A 22,146-nucleotide genomic window follows, 5' to 3' on the forward strand; every position below is an offset into this window, starting at 1 on the left:
CGGGGAGTCGTACGCTGGAGACAGCAGACACACCCGTCACGCGGCGCACGCCGCAGAGGAGGACGAGCAGGCCTCGAGCGCCGGCCCATGACTCAGACACCCTCAGCTCACACCCCCGCGCAGGGGCAGGCCAGAGCACAGATCACCGTCCCCGCCCAGCACCCCATGGTGACCGTGCTGGGATCCGGCGACTCCCTCCTGCGCGTGATCGAGAAGGCCTTCCCGGCGGCCGACATCCACGTCCGGGGAAACGAGATCAGCGCGGTCGGCGACACCCATGACGTCGCCCTGGTCCAGCGCGTGTTCGACGAGATGATGCTGGTGCTCCGCACGGGGCAGCCGATGACGGAGGACGCAGTGGAACGCTCGATCGCCATGCTCAAGGCGAGCGAGAACGGGGAGAGCGACGGCCAGGAGACCCCGGCCCAGGTGCTCACGCAGAACATCCTGTCCTCGCGCGGCCGCACGATCCGCCCCAAGACGCTGAACCAGAAGCGGTACGTCGACGCGATCGACAAGCACACGATCGTCTTCGGCATCGGTCCGGCGGGCACCGGCAAGACCTACCTGGCGATGGCCAAGGCGGTGCAGGCCCTGCAGTCCAAGCAGGTCAACCGCATCATCCTGACCCGCCCGGCGGTCGAGGCCGGCGAGCGGCTCGGCTTCCTGCCGGGCACGCTCTACGAGAAGATCGACCCGTACCTGCGCCCGCTGTACGACGCGCTGCACGACATGCTCGACCCGGACTCGATCCCCCGGCTGATGGCGGCCGGGACGATCGAGGTCGCGCCGCTGGCGTACATGCGCGGCCGGACGCTGAACGACGCGTTCATCATCCTGGACGAGGCCCAGAACACCAGCCCCGAGCAGATGAAGATGTTCCTCACCCGCCTCGGCTTCGACTCGAAGATCGTGATCACGGGTGACGTGACGCAGGTCGACCTGCCCGGCGGCACGAAGTCGGGTCTGCGGCAGGTGCAGGAGATCCTCGAGGGTGTCGAGGACGTCCACTTCTCCCGGCTGTCGTCGCAGGACGTCGTCCGGCACAGGCTCGTGGGCCGTATCGTCGACGCCTACGAGCAGTACGACAGCAGGAACGGCACCGAGAACGGCGGCCACAACGGCGGCCGGACACCCAGAAGCGGTGCCAAGGCCAAGGGGAAGTAGACCAGCACCACCATGTCGATCGACGTCAACAACGAGTCCGGAACCGAGGTCGACGAGCAGGCGATCCTCGACATCGCCCGCTACGCGCTCGCGCGGATGCGCATCCACCCGCTCTCCGAGCTCTCGGTGATCGTCGTGGACGCCGACGCCATGGAGCAGCTCCACATCCAGTGGATGGACCTGCCCGGCCCCACGGACGTGATGTCCTTCCCGATGGACGAGCTGCGTCCGCCGGGCAAGGACGAGGACGAGGCGCCGCAGGGGCTGCTCGGCGACATCGTGCTCTGCCCGGAGGTCGCCGCCAAGCAGGGCGCCGAGGCGCCGACGCAGCACTCCATGGACGAGGAGCTCCAGCTCCTGACCGTCCACGGGGTGCTTCACCTGCTCGGCTACGACCACGAGGAGCCGGACGAGAAGGCTGAGATGTTCTCGCTGCAGGCCGCCATCGTGGACGGCTGGCGTGCGGAGAAGGGCCTGACCGGCCCGTCCCCGGCCCCGACCGTCTCATGAGCCTCCCCCTCGTCGCCGGTGCGGTCGCCCTGGTGGTGATCGCCTGGCTCGCGGCGTGCGCGGAGGCGGGACTCGCCCGGGTCTCCAGCTTCCGCGCGGAGGAGGCCGTGCGGTCCGGGCGGCGCGGCAGCGCGAAGCTCGCCAAGGTCGCCGCGGACCCGACGCGCTATCTCAACGTGGCGCTGCTGGTCCGCGTCGCCTGCGAGATGGCCGCCGCCGCGCTGGTCGCCTATGCCTGCCTGCAGGAGTTCGCCAACACCACCGAGGCCCTGCTGATCGCCATCGCGGTGATGGTGCTCGTCTCGTACGTCGCCGTCGGGGTGTCACCGCGCACCATCGGCCGACAGCACCCGATGAACACGGCCACGGCGGCGGCGTACGTGCTGGTGCCGCTGGACCGGATCATGGGTCCGATCCCGTCGCTGCTGATCCTCATCGGCAACGCGCTCACGCCCGGCAAGGGCTTCCGTCGCGGCCCCTTCGCCTCCGAGGCGGAGCTGCGGGCACTGGTGGACTACGCCGAGAAGGAGTCCCTGATCGAGGCCGAGGAGCGCCGCATGGTGCACTCGGTGTTCGAGCTCGGTGACACGCTGGTGCGTGAGGTCATGGTCCCGCGGACCGACCTCGTCGTCATCGAGCGCTACAAGACCATCCGCCAGGCGCTCACCCTGGCCCTGCGCTCCGGCTTCTCGCGGATACCGGTCACCGGGGACAGCGAGGACGACGTCGTCGGCATCGTGTACCTGAAGGACCTGGTCCGCCGGACGCACATCAGCCGGGAGGCGGAGAGCGACCTGGTCTCCACGGCGATGCGTCCCGCGTCCTTCGTGCCCGACACCAAGAACGCCGGTGACCTGCTGCGCGAGATGCAGAAGGAACGCAACCACGTCGCCGTCGTCATCGACGAGTACGGCGGCACGGCCGGCATCGTCACCATCGAGGACATCCTGGAGGAGATCGTCGGCGAGATCACCGACGAGTACGACCGGGAGCTCCCGCCGGTCGAGGAGCTGGGCGAGGGCCGCTTCCGGGTCACCGCCCGCCTCGACATCGGCGACGTGGGCGAGCTGTACGGCCTGGAGGAGTTCGACGACGAGGACGTGGAGACGGTGGGCGGCCTGCTCGCCAAGGCGCTCGGCCGGGTGCCGATCGCCGGCGCCTCCTCGATCGTGGAGCTGCCCGACGGGCGTGAGCTGCGCCTGACGGCGGAGGCCGCGGCGGGCCGCCGGAACAAGATCGTGACGGTGCTGGTGGAGCCGGTCGACGCGGCGCGGCCCGCCGAGGAGGCCGCGTCCGAATGACCCCCGGGGAGCTGCGCGACTTCTGCCTGTCCTTCGACGCCGCCGTGGAGGACTTCCCCTTCGGCCCGGAGATCTCGGTCTTCAAGGTGCTGGGGAAGATGTTCGCGCTGTCCTTCCTGGACGGGGACCCGCTCACGGTCAACCTGAAGTGCGACCCGGACGACGCGATCCGGCTGCGCGGTGACCACCCGGGGCTGATCGTCCCCGGCTGGCACATGAACAAGCGGCACTGGAACACGGTGACGTTGGCCGGCGATCCGGACGGCGCGCTCCCGGACCGTCTCGCCCGGGAGCTGGTCGAGGACTCGTACGACCTGGTGGTCGCGGGACTGCCGCGCGCGGAGCGGCTCCGCCTCGACCGTCCCTGACCTCCGGGCGGCCGGCTCGGCTGCGTATGCTCGCCTCATGACCGAGACTCCCGACCTCGACCCCGAGGACCGCAAGATCGTCACCCTGGCCCGCTCCGCCCGGGCCCGCAACGGCGTCCCCGAGGGCGCCGCCGTACGCGACGAGACCGGCCGCACGTACGTCGCCGGCACGGTCGCCCTGGACTCGCTGAAGCTCAGCGCCCTGCGCACGGCGGTGGCGATGGCGGTGGCGTCCGGCGCGAAGTCGCTGGAGGCGGCGGCGGTGGTGACGGAGGCTGAGTCCGCGTCGGAGGAGGACCGGGCGGCGGTACGGGACCTGGGGGGTGCGGGGACGCCGGTGCTGGTGGCTTCGCCTGACGGGACGGTGCGAGGCGCGGTCAGCGCGGGCTGACCGAGGCCGTATGCCTGTCTCTCGGGCCGTCGGACCGGCCCGCTGTCCGGAGCGGGTCAGTCCGCGATGTCAGGTTCGGCTCCGGGCACCGGGGTGACGAACCGTTGGTAGGCCAGGGCCCACACGCCGGTCTCGCGACGTACTTCCCTCATCGTGGACAGCGGGTCATCGGCCCAGCCTTGGAGCAACGACTGGGCGGCCACCTGGCACGAGCGCTCGAAGTCCACCGCCCCCCGCGCGCTGCCCACTCCGGCTTCCAGGAAGCCGGCCGTCTCCACGGCCCGTGCGGACATGTCCTCCTGTGACGCCTCCTCCCGCCCCGCGAAATGGGCGAGCGCCGTGGCGGCGAGGTCGCGGTGACCCCGGAGGAATTCCTCGGGAAGACCGAGCGCCCGGGACTGCTCCCCCAATGCACGATTCGCGTCCTCGGCCTCGGCCACGACCCGGGGATGGATGTCGGAGCCGCGCAGGTGGCGCCAGACGGCTCGCATCCCGGCGTCCATCCGGTAGTACAGGGACCGGAGACGTTCGTCCGGACAGGCGGCGAAGACCGCGCCCCCTATCCGCAGGACCGCAGAGGCGTTGAAGGCCAGGGCAACGCCGCGGGCCGTGTCCTGCATGTACTTACTCCTTCTCGGACGGTCACTACGGCTGTGGGGGGAGCGATCGTCTTCGCTCCCCCCACAGCCCTCATCAGTCGCTCACCACTGTGCTGTGGTGTCTGAGGTGATGCTCGCGCCTCGTCTTGTCAGGAAGTTCTGACACGCGGGGCAGATAGGTCTGCTGACCACGAGCAGACGCGGCTGGATCTGGAGAATACCCGCCGCTTCCGTCCACAGCTTGACCTCGGCGTGCCACAGATCGTCCTTGGCGACAGTCCTCGCCGGCTGCGGAACACGGATGGCGAGGGTGCCACTGCCGAGCGACGGGAGAGACGTCCACTGGCGCTGCGTGAGGTCAGCGCGCGCACCAACCGCGACGAGGTCCAGCCCTCCACTCGGGGTGTCCGCGTGCAACGCGCCCATGGTGCGCCAGCCCGCGCCTCCCCCGGCCAGGTCGGTCATGTCGTCGACCATGTCCTGGAGGTGGTCGGGGTCAGCCCCACCGGTACCGCAGTTGTGGACCAGTACCGGCGCCGCCCCCGCCACCACGAAGTACGTGTGGACGTTGCCGACCGTCAGGTTGTGGACCGTCGATCCGGGGCTCGTCCAGCGCTCCACCGCGGTGATCTGGACGTGCGTGCCCGCGCTGGTCCGGAGCCACTGGCCGGCGCTGAGGTCGGTGGCGTCGAGCCACTTGCCCAGCTCGGGGACCCAGAAGGGGTGGCCGTCGGTCGCGGTGACCTCGGCCGTCTTCGTGCCCGTCTTGCCGTCGGTGTCGATCGTGACCTTGACCAGGTGCTTCAGGCCCTCGCCCTTGATCTCGGCGGTGACCGTCTCGATGCGGCGTTCGCCGGTCTCGGGATCGGTGGCGACGACCTTGTCGCCGGCCCTGACCTGCTCGATCGGCTTGGTGGTGCCATCGGCCATCAGGACGTGGGTGCCCGGCACGAAGCTGTTGTTGATCGGGCAGGAGCCGCCGTCCGCCTTGCCGGAGCCGCCGCTTCCGCTGCTGCCGCCCTTGCTGCGGGAGGAGCCGCCGGAGTTGCCGCCCGGCTTGGAGGCCGCCTTCTTGCCGCCGCCGGAGGCCTTGCTGACCGACGACACCTTCGGTGCGGCCTTGGCCTGGGCCCGTTTCTGGACCGCGTTGCCGGTCTTCTTGGCCTGGGCCGCGGCCTTGTCGGCGGTTCTCTTGGCCTGTTCCGCCGCCTTCTTCTTGGCGCGTTGCGCGGCTTCCTTCTTCGCCTTCTCGATCGCCGCCTTCTTGGCCTTCAGCGCCGCCGCCTCGGCCGCCTTCGCGGCCTTGAGCACGGCCTCGGCCGCCTTCTTGGCCTTGCGGAAGGCCTGGATGGCGTCGATGGTGCGGTCGATGGCCTTGAGGACGCCCGGGATCTTGCCGGCCTTGAACCACGGGATCGCCCCGAGGACCATGCCCGCGCAGGACCACATGTCACCGCCGAAGCAGGCCATGGCGTCGCTGATGCCGATGAAGTCCTTCAGCGTGCTCCACGCTGCGCCGAGGATCACCGAGGTCAGGGACTTGCCCATGGTGGCCTGCGCCTGCGAGACCTGTGCCGCCGACAGCCCCGCTCCCGCGAGGGCCGCGGCCCGTTCGGAGGCTGTCAGGGAGATGGCCAGACCCGTCGGGTCGGACATCGTCACCGGGTTGTTGTGCGCGTAGGAATAGCCGTTGGACTGGAGCAGGTCGTTCAGGTCCAGCACCGGGTCGGCGGACAGGAAGCGTCCGACCACCGGGTCGTACAGCCGGGCGCCCAGCGGCTGGTAGCCGGAGGAGTCGTCGCGGGTGGCGCCCAGGAACCCGGAGTGGGTCTGCAGGTCGTGGCCGACCGTGTCGGTGCCGCGCTGGTTGCCGAACGGGTCCTGCTTGCGGATGCGTACCGCCATGTCGCCGTAGAGGGCGACCTCCGCGTAGGTGCTGCCCTGGTGGTCGCCGGCCAGCGCGACCAGGGCCTCCCCGCCGTTGCCGTTGGCGTAGCGCATGACCGCGCCGCCGGGGGCCGCGTAGGTGCGCTGGGTGTGGACGAGGACGCCGCCCGGGCGGACGGTGACCTCGGCCTCGCCCAGGTACAGGGTGGCCTGCTTGTCCTTGATCCGCAGCAGTTGGGAGCCGTCGGGACCGTAGATGTAGCGGGTGTCGTTCTGCGCGGACCACTGCTGCTCGGCCTTGGTCGCGTCGCAGGTGGCGAGCACGATCGGGGTCGAGTTCGCCGAGTCCGCGTTCCTGACCGCCAGGCACAGGCCCGACGCGATGTGGGTCAGCTGACCGGAGGCGTTGCGCTTGAGTTCCTGCGCGGCCGAGCCGTCGCACTTCTGGAGCTGGACGGCCGAGCCGGCCGTGTTGCCCGCGGGCTGCGCGCACCAGTCGTCGTGGATGACCATGGCGCCCCGGTCGGGGTCGGTCTGGGCCGCGGTGGGGGCGAAGCGCCAACTCTGCGCCACCGAGGCGTTGCAGGAGTACAGCTGGACGGGCTGCCCCGCCGCCGCCGTGCCGCCCTTCAGGTCGAGGCACTTCTCGGCCAGACCCACGTACGGGGTCTTGCCGCCGCTGCCCTGGCCCTTGATGCGGTCGATCTTGCCGTCGTAGGTCCAGGTCAGCTCCTGCTTGTCGCCGTTCTCGACGGAGGTGACCGACTTCGTCTCGCCGGTCAGCTCGTACAGGCGCTCCGCCTCGGCCTTGACCTGGGCGCCCTGCGGCGTGGTGTAGGTCTTGGACACCCTGGTCAGCGTGTGCGGCTGGGTGCCGTCGGCCTTGCCGTAGGAGTAGGTGGTCGTGGCGTCCTTTGCGGTGGCGCCGGTGAGGTCCTTCTCGGTCAGCTCGGTGCGGTTGCCGACGAGGTCGTACTCGTACTCCTGCCAGTAGCCGGAGCCGTCCTTGCCCGCGGCCACGTCAAGGGTGCCGTCGGCGTTCTTCGGGCCGGCGCAGGCGGTCTGGTCCTTGGCGGTCCAGGCCGTCTTCAGCTGGCCGAGCGGGTCGTAGGCGAAGCACTGGCGCTCGGCGATGCCGTCCGAGTGCTCGCGGATCGAGGTGACGTTGCCGGAGGGGTCGTAGGTGTAGGAGCGGTTGGAGACGAGGTGGCCGGAGACCACGCTCTGGTCGCCGGTCCCTTCGCGGTAGACCGACTGGTCCTTCAGCTCACCGGTGGACTCGTCGTACGTGCTCTGCGTCCACACCCGGTACGGCTGGGCGCCCAGCGTCGAGCGCAGCACCTGGCCGTAGGAGTCGTAGACCGTCTCGGCGCCGTACCACTCCTTGCCGGAGACCGAGAGGGGCTTGCCGTACTTGTTGTAGCGGACGACGAGCTTCTCGGCGTCGAAGCGGCCGACGGCCGGCAGCGTGGCTTCCTTGAGGGCGCCGGTGTCGTTGTAGGTGTAGCCGTAGGTGTAGCTGGTCTGCAGACCCCAGGTGTCGGCCAGCGACTGCGGCAGGGTCAGCGTCGTCGAGGTCGGTTCGTAGTCCTTGGTGTAGCCGTTGATGCGCTGGGTGTAGGCCTCGCCGTCGGTGTAGCGGGTGGCGGTGGCCGGCATGCCCTTGCCGCCGGGGGCCGAGTCGTAGCCCAGGTCGGCGAGCAGCTTGCCGGTGGCGTTGTCCAGGCGCTGCTGGGTCGGGCGGGACAGGACGTCGTAGCCGTTCCAGACGGTGACGCCGCGGGCGTTGGTGGTGGTCAGCGTCCGGTCGCGGTGGTCGTACGTGGTGCGCGTGGTGCCCGTGTCCGGGTCTGTGGCGCTGGTCTGCCGGCCGCGGTGGTCGTACGTCCAGGTGTACGGGTGCGTGGGGTCGGCGGAGTTGGTCGCCTTCACGAGGTGGCCGCGGTTGTCGTACGCGTACCGCATCGACGTGAAGCCGCTGGGCGCCGAGTTGAAGGTGTCGACGCGGGAGGTGCGGCCGAGCGCGTCGGTGTAGACGCGGTAGGAGGAGGTGCCGGCCGGGTTGATCACCTTGGACCAGTCCTGGCCGTACTCGTAGCGGGTCGCCTTGGCCGGCACCGGCTGGGAGGTGGCCTCCTCGGTCTCCGGGTTCATGACCTTGAGGACGGGTGTCTCCTCCACCACCCGGCCGAGGCCGTCGTAGGTGTAGCGGGTGATGTTGGGGACGGCGGTGTCGGCGAGCGGGGTGAACAGCTCGCCGGGCTCGGCCTCGTGGGTGAGGTAGGCGTTGTTGGTCTGCCAGATCTCGCCCGAGCTGTTGTAGAGGGTGTCGGTGATCAGGTGGCCGCCGCCGTCCGCCTCCTCCTGCGTCTGCCGCTCGCGGCCGAGGCCGTCGTAGAGGGTGACGGAGGCTTCCACGCGGTCGTTGTGGCCGCGGGTGTAGCTGGTGACGAAGGGGGGCTTGCGGTCAGGGTTCTCCGGGTCGTACTTCGGGACGGTGTAGACGGCCCTGAAGTCCGGGACGGACGAGCTGGACGGGGTGCGGCCCGGACCCCAGGCCTCCAGGAGGCGGCCCAGCGGGTCGTACTTGGCCTCGCTGACGTGTCCGTTGGCGTCGGTGGTCCTCAGGGTCGTGGAGCGGCCCGGCTCCAGCACCCGCTTCTGGGTGTGGCCGGCGGCGTTGGTCTCGGTGACCTCGAAGACCTGTCCGGTGGCCGGGGTGTAGGTGATCGTGCCGGACCTGCCGTCCGGGTCGGTCTGCCTGACGACCCGGCCGACGGCGTCGAACTGGCTGGTGCCGTTGGTCTGGAAGCCGGTGCCGGCGCCGTTCAGCGACCAGGTCTGGGTGGCCAGGCCCCGGGTGCCGGCGGCGAGGGCGGTGCCGTAGCCGGTGCCGTCGTAGGCGGTGCGGGTGGCGCCGGTGAGGGTGGACAGGTCGGAGAAGTCGGCGTTCGCGCAGGTGGTGGGTGAGACCAGGACCTGCTTGGTGAGGCCGATGAGGTTCTTGCCGGGGTGGTGGAGGTACTCGGACCGGGTGCAGGACTCGTCGCCCGCCTTGCCGGTGTCGCCGAGCGACTCGACCTGGGTGGGCAGGCCGTACGTCGAGTCGTACTCCGTCTTCGTCTCGACGACCCGCTCGGTGCGGTCGTCGTCACCGGTGCCGGAGGACTTGGTGTACGCGATCTCCCTGGGCTCCGTGACGCGCCAGGCGCGCAGCGGGCTCAGTCCGTCGTCGCGGTCGCGCCGGCCCAGTTCGGTGGCGGCGGGGACGGTGACGCTGCGCGAGAGCCAGTCGGTGTCGGCGTCGGAGGCGCTGGTGTAGGTCAGTTCCTCGGCGATGCGGCCGGCGAAGGGTTCGCGGTCCTTGGCTATCTCGGCACCGGTGATGTCCTTCACCGGGACGGTGTCGCCCATGCCGCGGAAGTAGCGGGTGACGGCCTTGGACTTCTTGCTGCCGATGCTCGGCTCGTCCGTGCCCGTGATGACCGTGGTCTGCTCGAACCCGGCGAATCGGGAGTAGGTGCGGGTGGACTTCTTGGTGAACTCCGACTCGGACAGCTTCCAGCCGGCGTTCTCGTACGCGTAGGCGGTGCGGGTGCCGAAGGAGCCGTCGACGTTGGGGAGTTCCTCGATGGAGTCGACGACGTACTTGTGGAACCAGTCGATCTCCTCCGCCTCGGGGTCGGGGCTCCAGAACTGCGGGTAGCACAGGCGGGTGTTGGACTTCAGCGCGGCGGTGTCCGACTTGCCGGGCAGTCCGGTGCCGGTGGCGCAGTCGCCCGTGGCCGGCTTGTACGTGACGACGGTCTCGCCGCCGTACTCGTTGATGACGCGCGCGATGCGCAGGCGGGAGAAGCCGGGGCGCGGGTCGTTCGGGCGCATGACCCGGTTGGGCATGTCGTCCGCGTTGGACTCGAAGCGGACCGCGTTGAGTTCGACGCTGTCGTCGGTGGAGCCGTTGCGGGCGAAGCCGGTGCGCTGGATCGACTCCAGCCACAGGGCGGTGTTCGGGCCGGTCTTCAGGACCGGGAAGCTCTGCTTGAGCGCGTACCGGTCGACGACCTGGCGGGCGTCGGTGTCGGTGCGCCGCTGGGCGGAGGTCTGGATCTCGGTGAGGCGCTTGCGGCTCCAGAAGGAGGGGCCCGCGTTCCAGCAGGTCTTGCCGGACGTGCACCGCAGGTCGGCAGGGGTGTCGTACCAGATGCGGTACTTGCCCGGGTCCTTGTCGGTGAAGTTCGCCTCGGAGCAGGTCAGCGAGCCCTCGGAGAAGCAGCGCTCGTCGACGGTGAAGTTGACGCGGGCCAGGGCGGGCGCCGAGAAGATGCTGTCCTTGCGCTGGCCGTAGTCGATGCGGGACAGGTAGCCGCCGCGGTCGTAGACGACGGGGGCCTTGAAGTTGAAGTTGCGGGCGTAGTGGTTCTGCTCGGTCTTCCACCACAGGGACATGGCGTTGCCGTGGACGTCCTCGACGTAGTCGAGGTTCCAGCGCCAGGCCTGCGTGCACCAGGAGCCGGCCCAGTCGCCGGCCTTGTAGCAGTCCTCGCCCGGGTGGTTGCCGTAGACGGGGACGGTCAGCACCGAGTCGGTGACCGCCTTGCCGTCGGCCCAGCCGGGGAGCCGGTGCTTGCCGAAGTGGTAACGGGTGCCGTCGCGGGTGGTGACGACCCAGTACTCGCCGTTGCGGGCGCCGTTCTCGGTGTCGGGGTCCTCGATGCGCTCGACCTCGGCGCCGTCACCGTTGGCCGTGATCCACTTGCCCTGGTCCTCGTCCCACACCAGCTCGGTGGTCGTGCCGCCGAGCGACAGGGTGGCGTTGTCGGAGCCCCAGCACAGGTCCGCGGTGCGGTGGGTGGCGTTGTTCGATCCGGTCTTCTTGGAGTCCTGGCGGCAGTTGGCGTAGGTGCGGGTGATGGAGCCCGGGTTGTAGTCCCATCCGTCGCCGATCCAGGAGGCCTGGTTGTTGGTGGCGGAGGTGCGCCCGTCCACGGTCTGCGAGGAGTAGCCCAGCGCGATCTTCGGCATCAGGCCGCCGGCGGTCTCGGGGACCTGGACCTCGTAGCCGTAGGTGAAGGCGCCGGAGGAGGCTCCGGCGGACCAGGCGCCCGAGGTGAGCAGCGGTGTCGCGGTGAAGTCGCCGGCGGCCGAGGCGCCGGTGTCCATGGCGCCGATCACCTGCGGGCCGGAGGCGTCGACGGCCTGGAGGGCGGCGGTGCGGGCGGAGGCGGTGCGGGCGGAGGCGCCGGACGGCTTCGGGGCGGACTCGGGGGTCTGCTCCGTGCCGGTCTCCGGGACCTGCCGGGCGGTCGCTTCGCCGCCGAGCAGGTCGGCGACCGGTACGGAGCCGGTCAGGACCTTGTGGGTGGTGACGTTGCGCGGGCTCTTCGCCTTGGTGGGTGCCTCCTTCGCCGGCACCACCTCGACCGTGCTGGGCAGCCGCTCGGCCCTGTCACCGGCCTTCCCCGACATGGTCTGCGCGCCGCCCTCGGCGGCGCAGTCACCGCTGTCGGGGGAGGTCAGCACGCACTCGGGCAGCAGCACGAGGCCGAAGCGGTCGGCGGCCTGCGGGCCGTAAAGGTCCGCGAAGGAGGTGGTGTCGACGGCGAGCGCGACCTGTGCGGCCGGGTCCGCGGTGGCCGGCGGGGTGACCTGCATGATCAGGCCGGAGACGCCGGCTTCCTGGGAGGCGGACGGCGCGGCCAGGTCGACCTTCCACTCACCCGCGACGTCGGCGGCGTCGGTTCCTTCCGGCACACCGATCGCGACGGGCAGGCCGCCCGAGACCGGGACCGTGGTGCCGGCGGGGGCGTCCTCGGCCAGGGTGGCGGTGCCGCTGCTCTCCGTCCAGGGCGTCACGGCGGTCGGCGCGTACGGGTCGACGGGGACGACGGGGGCGGTCGTGAGGTTCTTCTCCGCCTCCTCGTCTCCGTCGAGGGAGGTGCTCTCGGGCAGGTCGGGGAGGTCGATCGCCGCTTCTCGGCTCATGCCGGGGCCCGGTACCGCCCATGCCTGCGCGCTGAGGGTCGTGACCGTCATCGTCGAGGACAAAAGGAGGACGGTCGCCACGCGGCCGTGCCGCCGACGCCGTCGTTGTGACTCCGTCAGGGCCGGGCGCCTACGCCCCAGCCAGGACAGCGGACTATGAGCACGCATGCGCGTCGACTCCCACCCAGGCAAACGAATGTGCCCGCACCTTCTGTCATGAGCGCCACAGGCTTCAAGATCGGCAGATCGACCCGTGACGCGACTCCTGTGATCTGCGGCACGCCTGATGCCGCATCAGAACGTCATTTCTCGTGACCGGTCAGCCGTATGACGAAAAACCGCACTCATCGCCGCACAACAGGTGATCAAAAGCCGTACATGCGACATCCGAATTCCGGTCACACACGGTCACACACGGTCACAGCAAGGGCATCACAAGTTCATAAATTCTTCATATATGGACGGCCCATGCGGATCATGTGATCGTGTGCGCGCCCATGCCCCGCGGCCCGCCGTCCGGGGCTGTCCGTGCTGCCCCCATCCGCCTGGTCCACACGGGAGTGACCACCGCCGTGTCCGCGCCGCCCCGTTTCCTCAGCCCCCTCGTGCGCACGCGCACCAGGCTGGCCCTCACCCTCGGCCTCGTCCTGGCCGCCCTGACCGCCACCCTCCTGCCGTGGTGGCTGCCCGACGACTCGCCGGCCCCACGGGCGAACCGGCCCGCGGACGCCAAGCCGGCGGCGACCGGCCCCCGCGACGAGGCCGCCGCCGCGTCCGAGGCCCGGCGCACCCGCAAGCAGGTGCCCGTCGACACGGCGACCACCGCCACCTCGCGGACCTGGGCGCTGCCCGACGGCAGGATGCGCACCGAGATGACCGCGCTGCCCCAGCGGGCGAAGAACGCCGAGGGGGCGTGGGCGCCGATCGACAACCGGCTGCGGCGGACCGGGAAGGCCGGTGACACCCTCGGCGTCCGCCCGGTCAACCCCGCGATGCCGGTTCGGTTCGCCAGCGGCACCCCCGGCGGGAAGGACCGCGCCGACCGCTCCTACACGCGGCTGCCGCTGGCCGACGGACCCGCCGCGCCGGAGACCGTGCTGGCCGAGCTGGACATCGACGGCCACACCGTCGCCTACACCTGGCCGGGCGAGCTGCCCGAGCCGGTGCTGGACGGCCCCCGGGCCCTGTATCCGGAGGTCCTGCCCGGCGTCGACCTGCTCCTGGTGGCGCGCGAGGAGGGCGGATTCGCCCAGCTGCTCATCGTCAAGGACCGCGAGGCGGCGCGCAGCGAGGCGCTGACGAAGGTCTCCTACGGACTGCGCTCCCGCACGGCCGTCTTCCAGTACGCCGCGGACGGCGGCCGGGTGCTGGTGCTCGACGCGGACGGCAAGGAGATCGGCTCCGTCCCGACACCGTTCGCCTGGGACTCAAGCGGCCGGGACCCCGAGTCGCCCGAAGGCGCAACCCGCACCTCCGTGGCCACCTCCGCCGACGTACTGAAGCTGTCCGGGTTGAGCGGTATCGAGCCCGGGGCGCGGCAGACGCAGCTGCCGGTGCGGCTGGCGGGGGACCGGACGAAGTCGGCCCGGATGGACCTCGGTCTGGGCGGGACCGACCTGCTCACCGACGCGGACACCCGCTACCCCGTGTTCGTCGACCCGACTCTCAACGGTCCCTGGCAGGCGTGGACGGTGGCGTACAAGCCGTACCCGAACAGCAGCTTCTGGAACGGGACCAACTTCAGTTCCGGGACCTCGGACGCCCGGGTCGGCCACGAGGACGACACGAACGGCACGGCGCGGTCGTTCTGGCGCATGAGGTTCAGCAGCTCCCTGAAGGGGGCGACGGTCACCGACGCGAAGTTCAAGGTGCTGAACAACCACTCCTGGTCCTGCACCAAGCGCGAGTTCCAGTTCTGGCTGACCGGGTCGATCTCGTCCGGCACCACGTGGAACAAGCAGCCGGGCTGGAACAAGTCGCTCGACAAGAACTCCTTCGCGCACGGCTGGTCCTCCAGCTCCTGCCCCGACGAGTACGAGTCGTTCGAGGTGGACGCGGCGGCCCAGCAGGGCGCCGACAGCGGCTGGTCGAACATCACCTTCGGGATGCGGGCCACCAGCGAGTCCGACACCCAGACCTGGCGCAAGTTCCGGGCGACGTCGGCGACGCTGACGGTCGTCTACAACCGCAAGCCGAGCGAGCCGACCGGCGGCAAGTCGTCCCCGGGCGGGACCTGCTCCCCGGGTCCGGGCGCGGGCGTGACCATCGGCAAGACCAACATCACCCTGTCGGCGAACGCCAAGGACCCGGACGGCAACCTGGAGTCGCTGCAGTTCCGCTTCTGGAAGACCGGCGGGACTCCGGTCACCTACACCGCGAAGCCGGACTCCGTCGGCACCGCCCGGGTGGTCATACCCGCCACCCTGCCGCTGACCGACAAGACCACCTACTCGTGGGACGTGCGCTCCCTGGACACCTCGGACGCGGTCTCCACGTACTTCCCGCCGGGCACCGAACCCTGCCGGCTCACCGTCGACGCCACCGCTCCGCCGCAGCCCGAGATCGAGAGCGTGGACTTCCCACAGGCCACGTCCGACGGCCAGACCTGGGCGAACGTCAAGTTCGGGGCGACCGGCTCGGTGACCTTCACCTCCGCGGGCGCGACCAAGTTCCAGTACGCCATCGACGGACAGAACTGGACGTACGTGACGGCCGACGCCGACGGCGTCGCCACCGTCACGGCCCTCAAGCCTCCCCACGCCGGCCCCAACTGGCTGGGCGTCCACGCCTACGACACGCACGGCAACAAGAGCGTCCGCTCCGACTACAACTTCTACGTCCCGCCGCGAGACACGGCCGACGGCCCCGGTGACACGGGAGGCGACGGCCTCCCCGACCTGCTGATCGTCAACGAGAGCGGCAACCTGTTCAACTGCGTCGGGGCCCCCGAGGGCGAGCTGTACAGCTGTCTCGGAGCTGCGTACACACCGGACAAGAAGCTGCACCCGGCCGACCACTGGTACGACCCGAGCACCGGCAAGGCCGCGCTGATCACCCACTACCAGGACGCCTACCCCGGCGACGGTGCCACCGACCTGTTCGCGGTCACCCCGGACGGCCGCTTCTGGCTCTACCCCGGTGACGGCTACGGCAGCTTCGACGTCGGCGAGCGACTGGAGGTCCGGCTGCCGTCGGGCACCCCGGCGCCTGCCACCTGGACGCAGATCAAGGCCGTCGGCGACATCACCGGCGACAAGCACCCGGACCTGGTCCTGCGCGCCGGAGCCGAGTTCTGGGCCCTGTCCGGCTACAGCGGTGCCTCCTTCCGCGAGGCCACGCTGATGAACAGCAACGCCTGGGCCCGCCGCGACATCGTCAACGTCGCCGACATCAACGGCGACAGCACGCCCGACCTGCTGTGGCGCAACCTGGACAACGGCAACATGTACGTCCGGCACGGCAAGCCCGGTCCGGTCAAGGGCAGCGTCGACCTGGTCTCGCTCAAGCTGGCCGCCGGCTCGCTCAACGGCGACGTGTCCTACGGCACGTCCTGGACCGAGGCCAACGTGTCGACGGCCCTCGGCATCCCCGACGTCAGCGGCGACGGCATCCCCGACATCTGGGCCCGCTACGGCAGCGACGGCCAGATGCGGATCTACCACCCCTCCAGGACCAACACGAACCCCGCCGTGAAGAACGTCCTGTCGGCGGACTGGAGCAAGGTGAAGGCCCTCGGCTGACCTCCCGGCCCCGGTGGCACCTCCGGGCCCCGGCCTCCCCCCTCACACGCGGGGTGGCCGGGGTCCGGTCGTTTCCTCACCCCCTCGTCCGGTCGCCCGGGGCAGTACGGCGGGTGGTACGGCGCGGCTCCGGGGATCAGGGACAATGGGCGCCATGAGCGTTCGTACCCAGTCATCCGAAGAACCGGCCGAGGCTGTTCACCGGGCCGGCTTCGCCTGCTTCGTGGGCCGCCCCAACGCGGGCAAGTCCACCCTCACGAACGCTCTGGTCGGGCAGAAGGTGGCGATCACCTCGAACCGTCCGCAGACCACCCGGCACACCGTGCGGGGCATCGTGCACCGCGAGGACGCGCAGCTGATCCTGGTGGACACCCCGGGGCTGCACAAGCCGCGCACGCTGCTGGGCGAGCGGCTCAACGACGTCGTGCGCACGACGTGGGCCGAGGTGGACGTCATCGGCTTCTGCCTGCCGGCCGACGAGAAGCTGGGCCCCGGTGACCGCTTCATCGCCAAGGAGCTCGCCGGGATCAAGAAGACGCCGAAGGTCGCGATCGTCACGAAGACGGACCTGGTGGACGGCAAGACGCTGGCCGAGCAGCTGATCGCCGTCGATCAGCTCGGCCAGGAGCTGGGGATCACGTGGGCGGAGATCGTCCCGGTGTCGGCCACCGGGAACAAGCAGGTGGACCTGCTCGCCGACCTGCTGACCCCGCTGCTGCCCGAGGGCCCCGCGCTCTACCCCGAGGGCGACTTGACCGACGAGCCCGAGCAGGTGATGGTCGCCGAGTTGATCCGGGAGGCCGCGCTGGAGGGCGTACGGGACGAGCTGCCGCACTCCATCGCGGTGGTCGTGGAGGAGATGCTCCCGCGCGAGGACCGTCCCGCCGACAAGCCGCTCCTGGACATCCACGCCAACGTTTTCATCGAGCGGCCCAGCCAGAAGGGCATCATCATCGGCCCCAAGGGCAAGCGCCTGAAGGACGTCGGCATCAAGTCCCGCAAGCAGATCGAGGCGCTGCTCGGTACTCCGGTCTTCCTGGACCTGCACGTGAAGGTCGCCAAGGACTGGCAGCGCGACCCGAAGCAGCTGCGGCGGCTCGGGTTCTGAGGCTCTCCGGTCAGGCCGTCGGGGGGCGGAAGCCGATGGTCGGGACCGCGCGGCGCAGGGGCCACGAGCCGGACGGGTCCTCCGGAACCAGGTCCGCCAGGAACGCGTAGCGGCTCAGGGCCACCGGGTCCTGGTCCTCCAGTGACTGGACCTTGCGCCACCAGGTCGCGATCTCGCACCAGCCGGGCGCCGACAGGGAGCCGCCGAACTCCTGGACGGAGAGGGCGGCGGTCAGCCCGGCGAAGGCCAGGCGGTCCGCGAGCGGCCAGCCGGCGAGGGTGCCGGTGACGAAGCCGGCGACGAACACGTCCCCGGCGCCGGTCGGATCCAGGGCCTCGACTTCGATGGCCGGGACCTCGGCGCTCTCCCCCGTCCGCCGGTCCACCGCGTACGCGCCGTCCGCGCCGAGGGTGACCACGGCGAGCGGCACGTGGTCGGTCAGGACGTGCGCGGCGGCGCGGGGGCAGCGGGCGCCGGTGTAGCGCATGGCCTCCTTCGCGTTGGGCAGGAAGGCCTCGCAGTGCGCGAGGTCCGGCAGCGCGGCCAGGTCCCAGGCACCGGTGTCGTCCCAGCCGACGTCGGCGAAGACGCGGGTGCCGCGAGCGGCGGCCCGGGCGATCCACGGGGCGCTGACACCGGGCGTGAGGGAGGCGACGGCGGCGCGGGCGCCGGGCGGGCAGTCGGGGGACGGCTCTTCGGGCGGCGGTTCGTGGCCGTGGGAGACCATCGTGCGCTCGCCCTCGTACGCCATGGAGACCGTGACCGGCGAGTGCCAGCCGGGCACGGTGCGCGAGGGGGTGAGGTCGATGCCCTCGCCGCGGGCGAGGACGTCCCAGCAGTAGTCGCCGTAGTGGTCGTCGCCGAAGGCCGCGGCCAGCGAGGTGCGCAGGCCGAGTCGGGCGAGCGCGGTCGCCATGTTGGCGATGCCGCCCGGGCTCGACCCCATGCCCCGGGCCCAGGACTCGGTCCCGCGCACCGGGGCGGAGTCGAGCCCGGTGAAGACGACGTCGAGGAAGACGGTGCCGGTCAGGTAGACGTCCCAGGGCGGGTCCTGCGGGGTGCGCAGGGCGGCGAGGGGATCGATCCGGGGGTGGCGCTGCGATCCCTCGGGCGGGACGTGGCGGTGTGGTCTCTGGTCGGCCGGTACGACGGGCGAGGACGGCACGTCGGGCACGTCGGTGGACACGGTGGACGCTGTCACGGTGCGCTCCCTGGCATGGTGCGGACCCCGCCAGTGTGCACCACGCCACCGCCAGTGCGGCGGTGTCCGGCCCGGCGTCAGGTCGTGGCCGGTCCCGGGTGCGCGGTCCGGGCGGCGCCCGGGGTGGTCTTCGGGGCCGGGGCCGCCGCCGCCCTCGCCGGGCGAGTGCGGACGCGGTCGTTGCGCCCGCCGCCGCGCACCAGCAGTACGCTCAGCGCGGCCAGGAAACCGACGACGGTCAGACCGACCAGGCCGCCCTTGGTCGAGCCGGTCGTGTCCTCGATGATGCCGAAGGCGGTGGGGGCGACGAACCCGCCGAGGTTGCCGATGGAGTTGATCAGCGCGATGCCGGGGGCCGCTGCGCGGGCGTCGAGGTAGCTCTGCGGGATGGTCCAGAAGACCGGGGAGGCCGGTTTGAAGCCCATGGCGGCCAGGCACAGCGCGCCGAGCCCGACCCAGGGCGAGACGAACACGGCCAGCAGGGTGCCGCAGCCGCCGAGCAGGAGCAGGACGACCAGGACGGGCCGGCGTCTGCCGATGCGGTCCGAGATCCGGCCGCTGACGAACAGGGCGACCAGGGCGCACAGCCACGGCACGGCGGTCAGCAGTCCCACCTGGAAGTCGCTCACCCCGCCGATGTCGTCCACGATCGAGGGCAGCCAGAAGGTCACCGCGTACAGGGCGACGTTGATCGCGAAGTAGATCCAGAGGAAGAGCAGCATCTGGGGGTCGGCGAGCAGTTTCCACCGGGAGACCTTCGCCGCCTTGCCGCCGCGTCGCGCGTCCCGTTCCTCCTGCTCGGCGTCGATGGCCGCGACGAGGCCGGTCTTCTCCTCGTCGGTCAGCCACGTCGCCTGCTCGACGCCCGAGTCGAGGAAGCGGTAGACGACGAAGCCGAGGACGACGGAGAAGATGCCCTCGATGAAGAACATCCACTGCCAGCCGGCGTGGCCCCAGATACCGTGCATCTCCATCAGCGCGCCCGAGATCGGGCCGACGATGACGGTCGCGGTACCGGACCCCATCAGGAAGACGGACGTGGCGCGGCCCCGGTGGGAGTCGGGGAGCCAGCGGCTGAAGTAGTAGATGACGGCCGGGAAGAAGCCGGCCTCCGCGACACCCAGCAGGAAGCGCAGGGCGTAGAACATCTCCACGCTGTCGACGAAGGCCATCGCGGTGGCGACGACGCCCCAGCTGATCATGATGCGGGTGAGCCACACCTTGGCCCCGAACCGCTCCATCAGCATGTTGGAGGGGACCTCGAAGATGGCGTACGCGATGAAGAAGACGCCGGCGCCGAGGCCGAACGCGGCGGCCGACAGGCCCACGTCGGCGCGGAGTTCGTCCTGGGCGAAGCCCAGGTTGACGCGGTCCATGTAGTTCGCCACGAACATGACGAAGAAGAGGGGAACCACGCGGCGGAAGATCTTGCGGACGGCCGACTGTACTGCTGGGGAATGCACCTCGGGACTCGCTGCTGCGTACACGAGCGGCTCCGGTCGTGGCAAGAGGAAGGGGGGGGGGAAGGGGTGCTGCACGGGTGTTTCACCGACGGGGACGGTTCACCAACGGGGGACGGACGGGGTGACCCAGTCGGGGTCGGCGATCCGCATGGCCGCCGCGTCGTCGCGGTCGCGGAGCGTGCCGTCGTCGTCGAGCCAGCGACGGTGGAGGAACGCCAGCTTGTCGCGGTCGAGTTCGACGCCGAGGCCGGGCGCGTCGGAGACGGCGACCTTGCCGCCGTCGAAAGTGAGGCGTTCGGTGAGGACGTCCTCGGACTGCCAGGGGTAGTGGGAGTCGCAGGCGTGGTGGAGGTTCGGGACCGTGGCCGCCACGTGGGTCATGGCGGCGAGGCTGATGCCCAGGTGGGTGTTGGAGTGCATGGAGACGCCGACGCCGAAGGTGCGGCAGACGGCGGCCAGTTGCTGGGTGTGGCGCAGCCCGCCCCAGTAGTGGTGGTCGGAGAGCACGACCTGCACGGCGCCCTTGGTGAACGCCTCCTGGATCTCGGCGAACGTCGTCACGCACATGTTGGTCGCCAGCGGCACGCCGGTCCTCGCGGCCACCTCGGCCATCGCCGGGGTGCCGAGCGCGGGGTCCTCCAGGTACTCCAGCACCTCCCCGAGTTCCGCGGCGACCGCGAGTGAGGTCTCCACGGACCAGGCGCCGTTGGGGTCCAGGCGCAGGGGGTGGCCCGGGAAGGCCTCGGCGAGGGCCTTGATCGCGGCGACCTCCTCCTCGGGCGGGAAGACGCCGCCCTTGAGCTTGAAGGAGGTGAAGCCGTAACGCTCGGTGAAGGCGCGTGCCTGCTCGACCACGCCGGCCGGATCGAGGGCGGCGCCCCAGTCGTCCTTCTCCGCGGCCACGCCCTCGGGGTGGTCGGCCCACTTGTAGAAGAGGTACGCGCTGTACTCCACGGCGTCGCGCACTTTGCCGCCCAGCAGCGCGTGCACGGGCAGGCCGAGCGACTTGCCGAGGGCGTCGAGGCAGGCGACCTCGAAGCCGGAGACGACGGACAGGCGCAGCTTGTCGGCGGTCTGGACGCCGCGCAGCCCGCCGACGTCCACCTGACCGGAGACGCGGGAGGAGTCGACGGCGACCTCGCCGGCGGTGGTGAACAGGGCGTTGAGGTCACAGACCTGACGGCCGACCAGTCTGTCGGCGAAGGGGCGGGCCAGTTCCAGGTACTTGGCGTCGCCGTAGGTCTCGCCGACGCCGGTGACACCGCCGGTGGTCTCCACCTCGACGATCAGACGGGGGGTGTACGGCTGGTGCACGCCCTGGGTGTTGAGCAGGGGCGGGTCGGCGACCAGGATCGGCGTCAGGCGGACGGCCGTGATGGTGAGGTCGCGGGTCACGGGGCGGCTCCTACGAGGTCGAGTCCGGTGGCGAGCAGGGTCTTGAGTTCGGCCAGGTCGGCGGGGGACGGATCGGTGAGGGGGGCGCGGACGGGGCCGACGGGGCAGCCGCGCAGCCGGGCCGCCGCCTTCACCAGGGACACGGCGTATCCGGGGACGCGGTCGCGCAGTTCGACGAGCGGGACGTAGAAGTCGCGCAGCAGCTTGTCGACCGTGCCGGTGTCGCCGCCGTGCAGGGCGGCGAGGAAGGCGTTCGCGATCTCGGGGGCGAAGGCGTGCACGGCGGAGGAGTAGGCGGGGACGCCGACGGCGGCGTAGGCGCGGGCCTGAACCTCGGCGGTGGCGGCACCGTTGAAGAAGAGGAAGTCCTCGGGGGCGGCGAGAACCGTGCGCTGGAGCCGGTCGAGGTCGCTGTGGCCGTCCTTGAGGCCGATCACGCCGGGGACGCGGGCGATGCGCCGGACGGACTCGGCGGTGTAGGCGACCTGGCCGCGCTGGTAGGCGACGAGCGCGAGCCGGGTGCCGGCGGCGATCCGCTCCAGCTGGGCGACCAGGCCCTCCTGCGGGGCGGCGGTGAGGTAGTGCGGCATGACGAGCAGGGCGTCGGCGCCGGCCTCCTCGGCGACGCGGGCGAACCGCAGGGCCTGCGCCCAGCCGTACCCGGTCCCGGCGACGACCGGCACGCGGCCGGCGCTCTCCTCGACGGCGATGGTGACGACCTGCCGGTACTCGTCCTCGTCCAGGGAGAAGAACTCGCCGGTGCCGCAGGCCGGGAACAGGGCACCGGGGTCGGCGGCGAGCCGTTCGGCGACGTAGGCGCGGTAGCCGCCGGGGTCGAGCGAACCGTCGTCGCGGAAGCTGGTCAGCGGGAAGGACAGCACGCTCCGCGCCATTCCCTCGCGCAGCCGTCGGACCACGGCCGTCCGTGCGGCGCCGGTGTCGGGGCCCACGCTCGTCATCTCAACCGTCCCCTGTCTCCGTATGTAGATGGCATCCACGTATGAAGATGGAGGCTAGAGAGATGACCGGGAGGC

The 22,146-nt window shown here is 70.8% G+C and carries 13 protein-coding genes; 7 read left to right on the forward strand and 6 right to left on the reverse strand.

Translation table 11 applies throughout. The features are described 5' to 3' along the window. The first annotated feature begins 87 nt into the window (after positions 1–87). The 5 genes from IE142_RS01895 to IE142_RS01915 are packed head-to-tail and all read left to right on the forward strand — an operon-like array spanning position 88 to position 3,737. Positions 88–1,167, forward strand: coding sequence for a PhoH family protein (locus tag IE142_RS01895; RefSeq protein WP_071528735.1), 1,080 nt, complete (start codon positions 88–90; stop codon positions 1,165–1,167). A gap of 12 nt (positions 1,168–1,179) precedes the next feature. Continuing rightward, positions 1,180–1,677: an rRNA maturation RNase YbeY gene (gene ybeY / locus IE142_RS01900; RefSeq protein ID WP_100046511.1), complete on the forward strand. Its 498-nt coding sequence runs from the start codon at positions 1,180–1,182 to the stop codon at positions 1,675–1,677. Continuing rightward, positions 1,674–2,978: a hemolysin family protein gene (locus IE142_RS01905; RefSeq protein ID WP_043373109.1), complete on the forward strand. Its 1,305-nt coding sequence runs from the start codon at positions 1,674–1,676 to the stop codon at positions 2,976–2,978. The genes ybeY and IE142_RS01905 overlap by 4 nt, the downstream gene beginning before the upstream one ends. After that, the gene (locus tag IE142_RS01910; protein ID WP_191884080.1) at positions 2,975–3,346 is read left to right on the forward strand and encodes an MmcQ/YjbR family DNA-binding protein; all 372 of its coding nucleotides are present in this window, start codon (positions 2,975–2,977) and stop codon (positions 3,344–3,346) included. Before IE142_RS01905 ends, IE142_RS01910 begins: the two co-directional genes overlap by 4 nt. Positions 3,347–3,383: 37 nt before the next feature. Beyond that, complete coding sequence (locus tag IE142_RS01915) at positions 3,384–3,737, forward strand: cytidine deaminase-like protein (RefSeq protein WP_191884081.1); 354 nt, start codon at positions 3,384–3,386, stop codon at positions 3,735–3,737. Positions 3,738–3,793: 56 nt separating this feature from the next. Here IE142_RS01915 and IE142_RS01920 read toward each other — a convergent pair whose 3' ends face one another. Together IE142_RS01920 and IE142_RS01925 are read right to left on the reverse strand one after the other, a co-directional pair. Then, positions 3,794–4,357, reverse strand: coding sequence for a hypothetical protein (locus IE142_RS01920; protein ID WP_191884082.1), 564 nt, complete (start codon positions 4,355–4,357; stop codon positions 3,794–3,796). A gap of 81 nt (positions 4,358–4,438) precedes the next feature. Beyond that, on the reverse strand, positions 4,439–12,256 hold the full coding sequence (locus tag IE142_RS01925) for a ricin-type beta-trefoil lectin domain protein (protein ID WP_229830119.1): 7,818 nt from the start codon (positions 12,254–12,256) through the stop codon (positions 4,439–4,441). A 521-nt stretch (positions 12,257–12,777) separates the two neighbouring features. Between IE142_RS01925 and IE142_RS01930 the strand changes: the two genes are divergently transcribed. Continuing rightward, a complete protein-coding gene (locus tag IE142_RS01930) occupies positions 12,778–15,945 on the forward strand; it encodes a DNRLRE domain-containing protein (protein WP_229830120.1) in 3,168 nt (1,055 codons plus the stop codon). 154 nt (positions 15,946–16,099) lie between these two features. Beyond that, on the forward strand, positions 16,100–17,053 hold the full coding sequence (era, locus tag IE142_RS01935) for a GTPase Era (RefSeq protein ID WP_043377132.1): 954 nt from the start codon (positions 16,100–16,102) through the stop codon (positions 17,051–17,053). A gap of 10 nt (positions 17,054–17,063) precedes the next feature. Here era and IE142_RS01940 read toward each other — a convergent pair whose 3' ends face one another. The 4 genes from IE142_RS01940 to IE142_RS01955 form a co-directional block, all read right to left on the reverse strand. Further along, positions 17,064–18,254 (reverse strand): carbohydrate kinase family protein, encoded by a 1,191-nt coding sequence (locus tag IE142_RS01940; RefSeq protein WP_191884084.1) that lies wholly within the window; start codon positions 18,252–18,254, stop codon positions 17,064–17,066. 77 nt (positions 18,255–18,331) lie between these two features. Beyond that, entirely contained in the window at positions 18,332–19,717 is a 1,386-nt protein-coding gene (locus IE142_RS01945) for an MFS transporter (RefSeq protein ID WP_191884427.1), read from the reverse strand. A gap of 99 nt (positions 19,718–19,816) precedes the next feature. Next, complete coding sequence (locus tag IE142_RS01950; protein ID WP_191884085.1) at positions 19,817–21,112, reverse strand: glucarate dehydratase family protein; 1,296 nt, start codon at positions 21,110–21,112, stop codon at positions 19,817–19,819. Then, a complete protein-coding gene (locus IE142_RS01955) occupies positions 21,109–22,071 on the reverse strand; it encodes a 5-dehydro-4-deoxyglucarate dehydratase (protein WP_191884086.1) in 963 nt (320 codons plus the stop codon). Before IE142_RS01955 ends, IE142_RS01950 begins: the two co-directional genes overlap by 4 nt. Positions 22,072–22,146 lie beyond the last annotated feature (75 nt).

The sequence above is a fragment of the Streptomyces mutabilis genome, assembly GCF_014649815.1.
Classification (GTDB): domain Bacteria; phylum Actinomycetota; class Actinomycetes; order Streptomycetales; family Streptomycetaceae; genus Streptomyces; species Streptomyces mutabilis.

What these genes read in the sequence shown, in the direction of transcription:
- IE142_RS01925 (WP_229830119.1), bottom strand. Translation starts at nt 12,256, where the DNA reads ATGACGGTCACGACCCTCAGCGCGCAGGCATGGGCGGTACCGGGCCCC.
- IE142_RS01955 (WP_191884086.1), bottom strand. Translation starts at nt 22,071, where the DNA reads ATGACGAGCGTGGGCCCCGACACCGGCGCCGCACGGACGGCCGTGGTC.
- ybeY (WP_100046511.1), top strand. Translation starts at nt 1,180, where the DNA reads ATGTCGATCGACGTCAACAACGAGTCCGGAACCGAGGTCGACGAGCAG.
- IE142_RS01910 (WP_191884080.1), top strand. Translation starts at nt 2,975, where the DNA reads ATGACCCCCGGGGAGCTGCGCGACTTCTGCCTGTCCTTCGACGCCGCC.
- era (WP_043377132.1), top strand. Translation starts at nt 16,100, where the DNA reads ATGAGCGTTCGTACCCAGTCATCCGAAGAACCGGCCGAGGCTGTTCAC.
- IE142_RS01895 (WP_071528735.1), top strand. Translation starts at nt 88, where the DNA reads ATGACTCAGACACCCTCAGCTCACACCCCCGCGCAGGGGCAGGCCAGA.
- IE142_RS01915 (WP_191884081.1), top strand. Translation starts at nt 3,384, where the DNA reads ATGACCGAGACTCCCGACCTCGACCCCGAGGACCGCAAGATCGTCACC.
- IE142_RS01920 (WP_191884082.1), bottom strand. Translation starts at nt 4,357, where the DNA reads ATGCAGGACACGGCCCGCGGCGTTGCCCTGGCCTTCAACGCCTCTGCG.
- IE142_RS01905 (WP_043373109.1), top strand. Translation starts at nt 1,674, where the DNA reads ATGAGCCTCCCCCTCGTCGCCGGTGCGGTCGCCCTGGTGGTGATCGCC.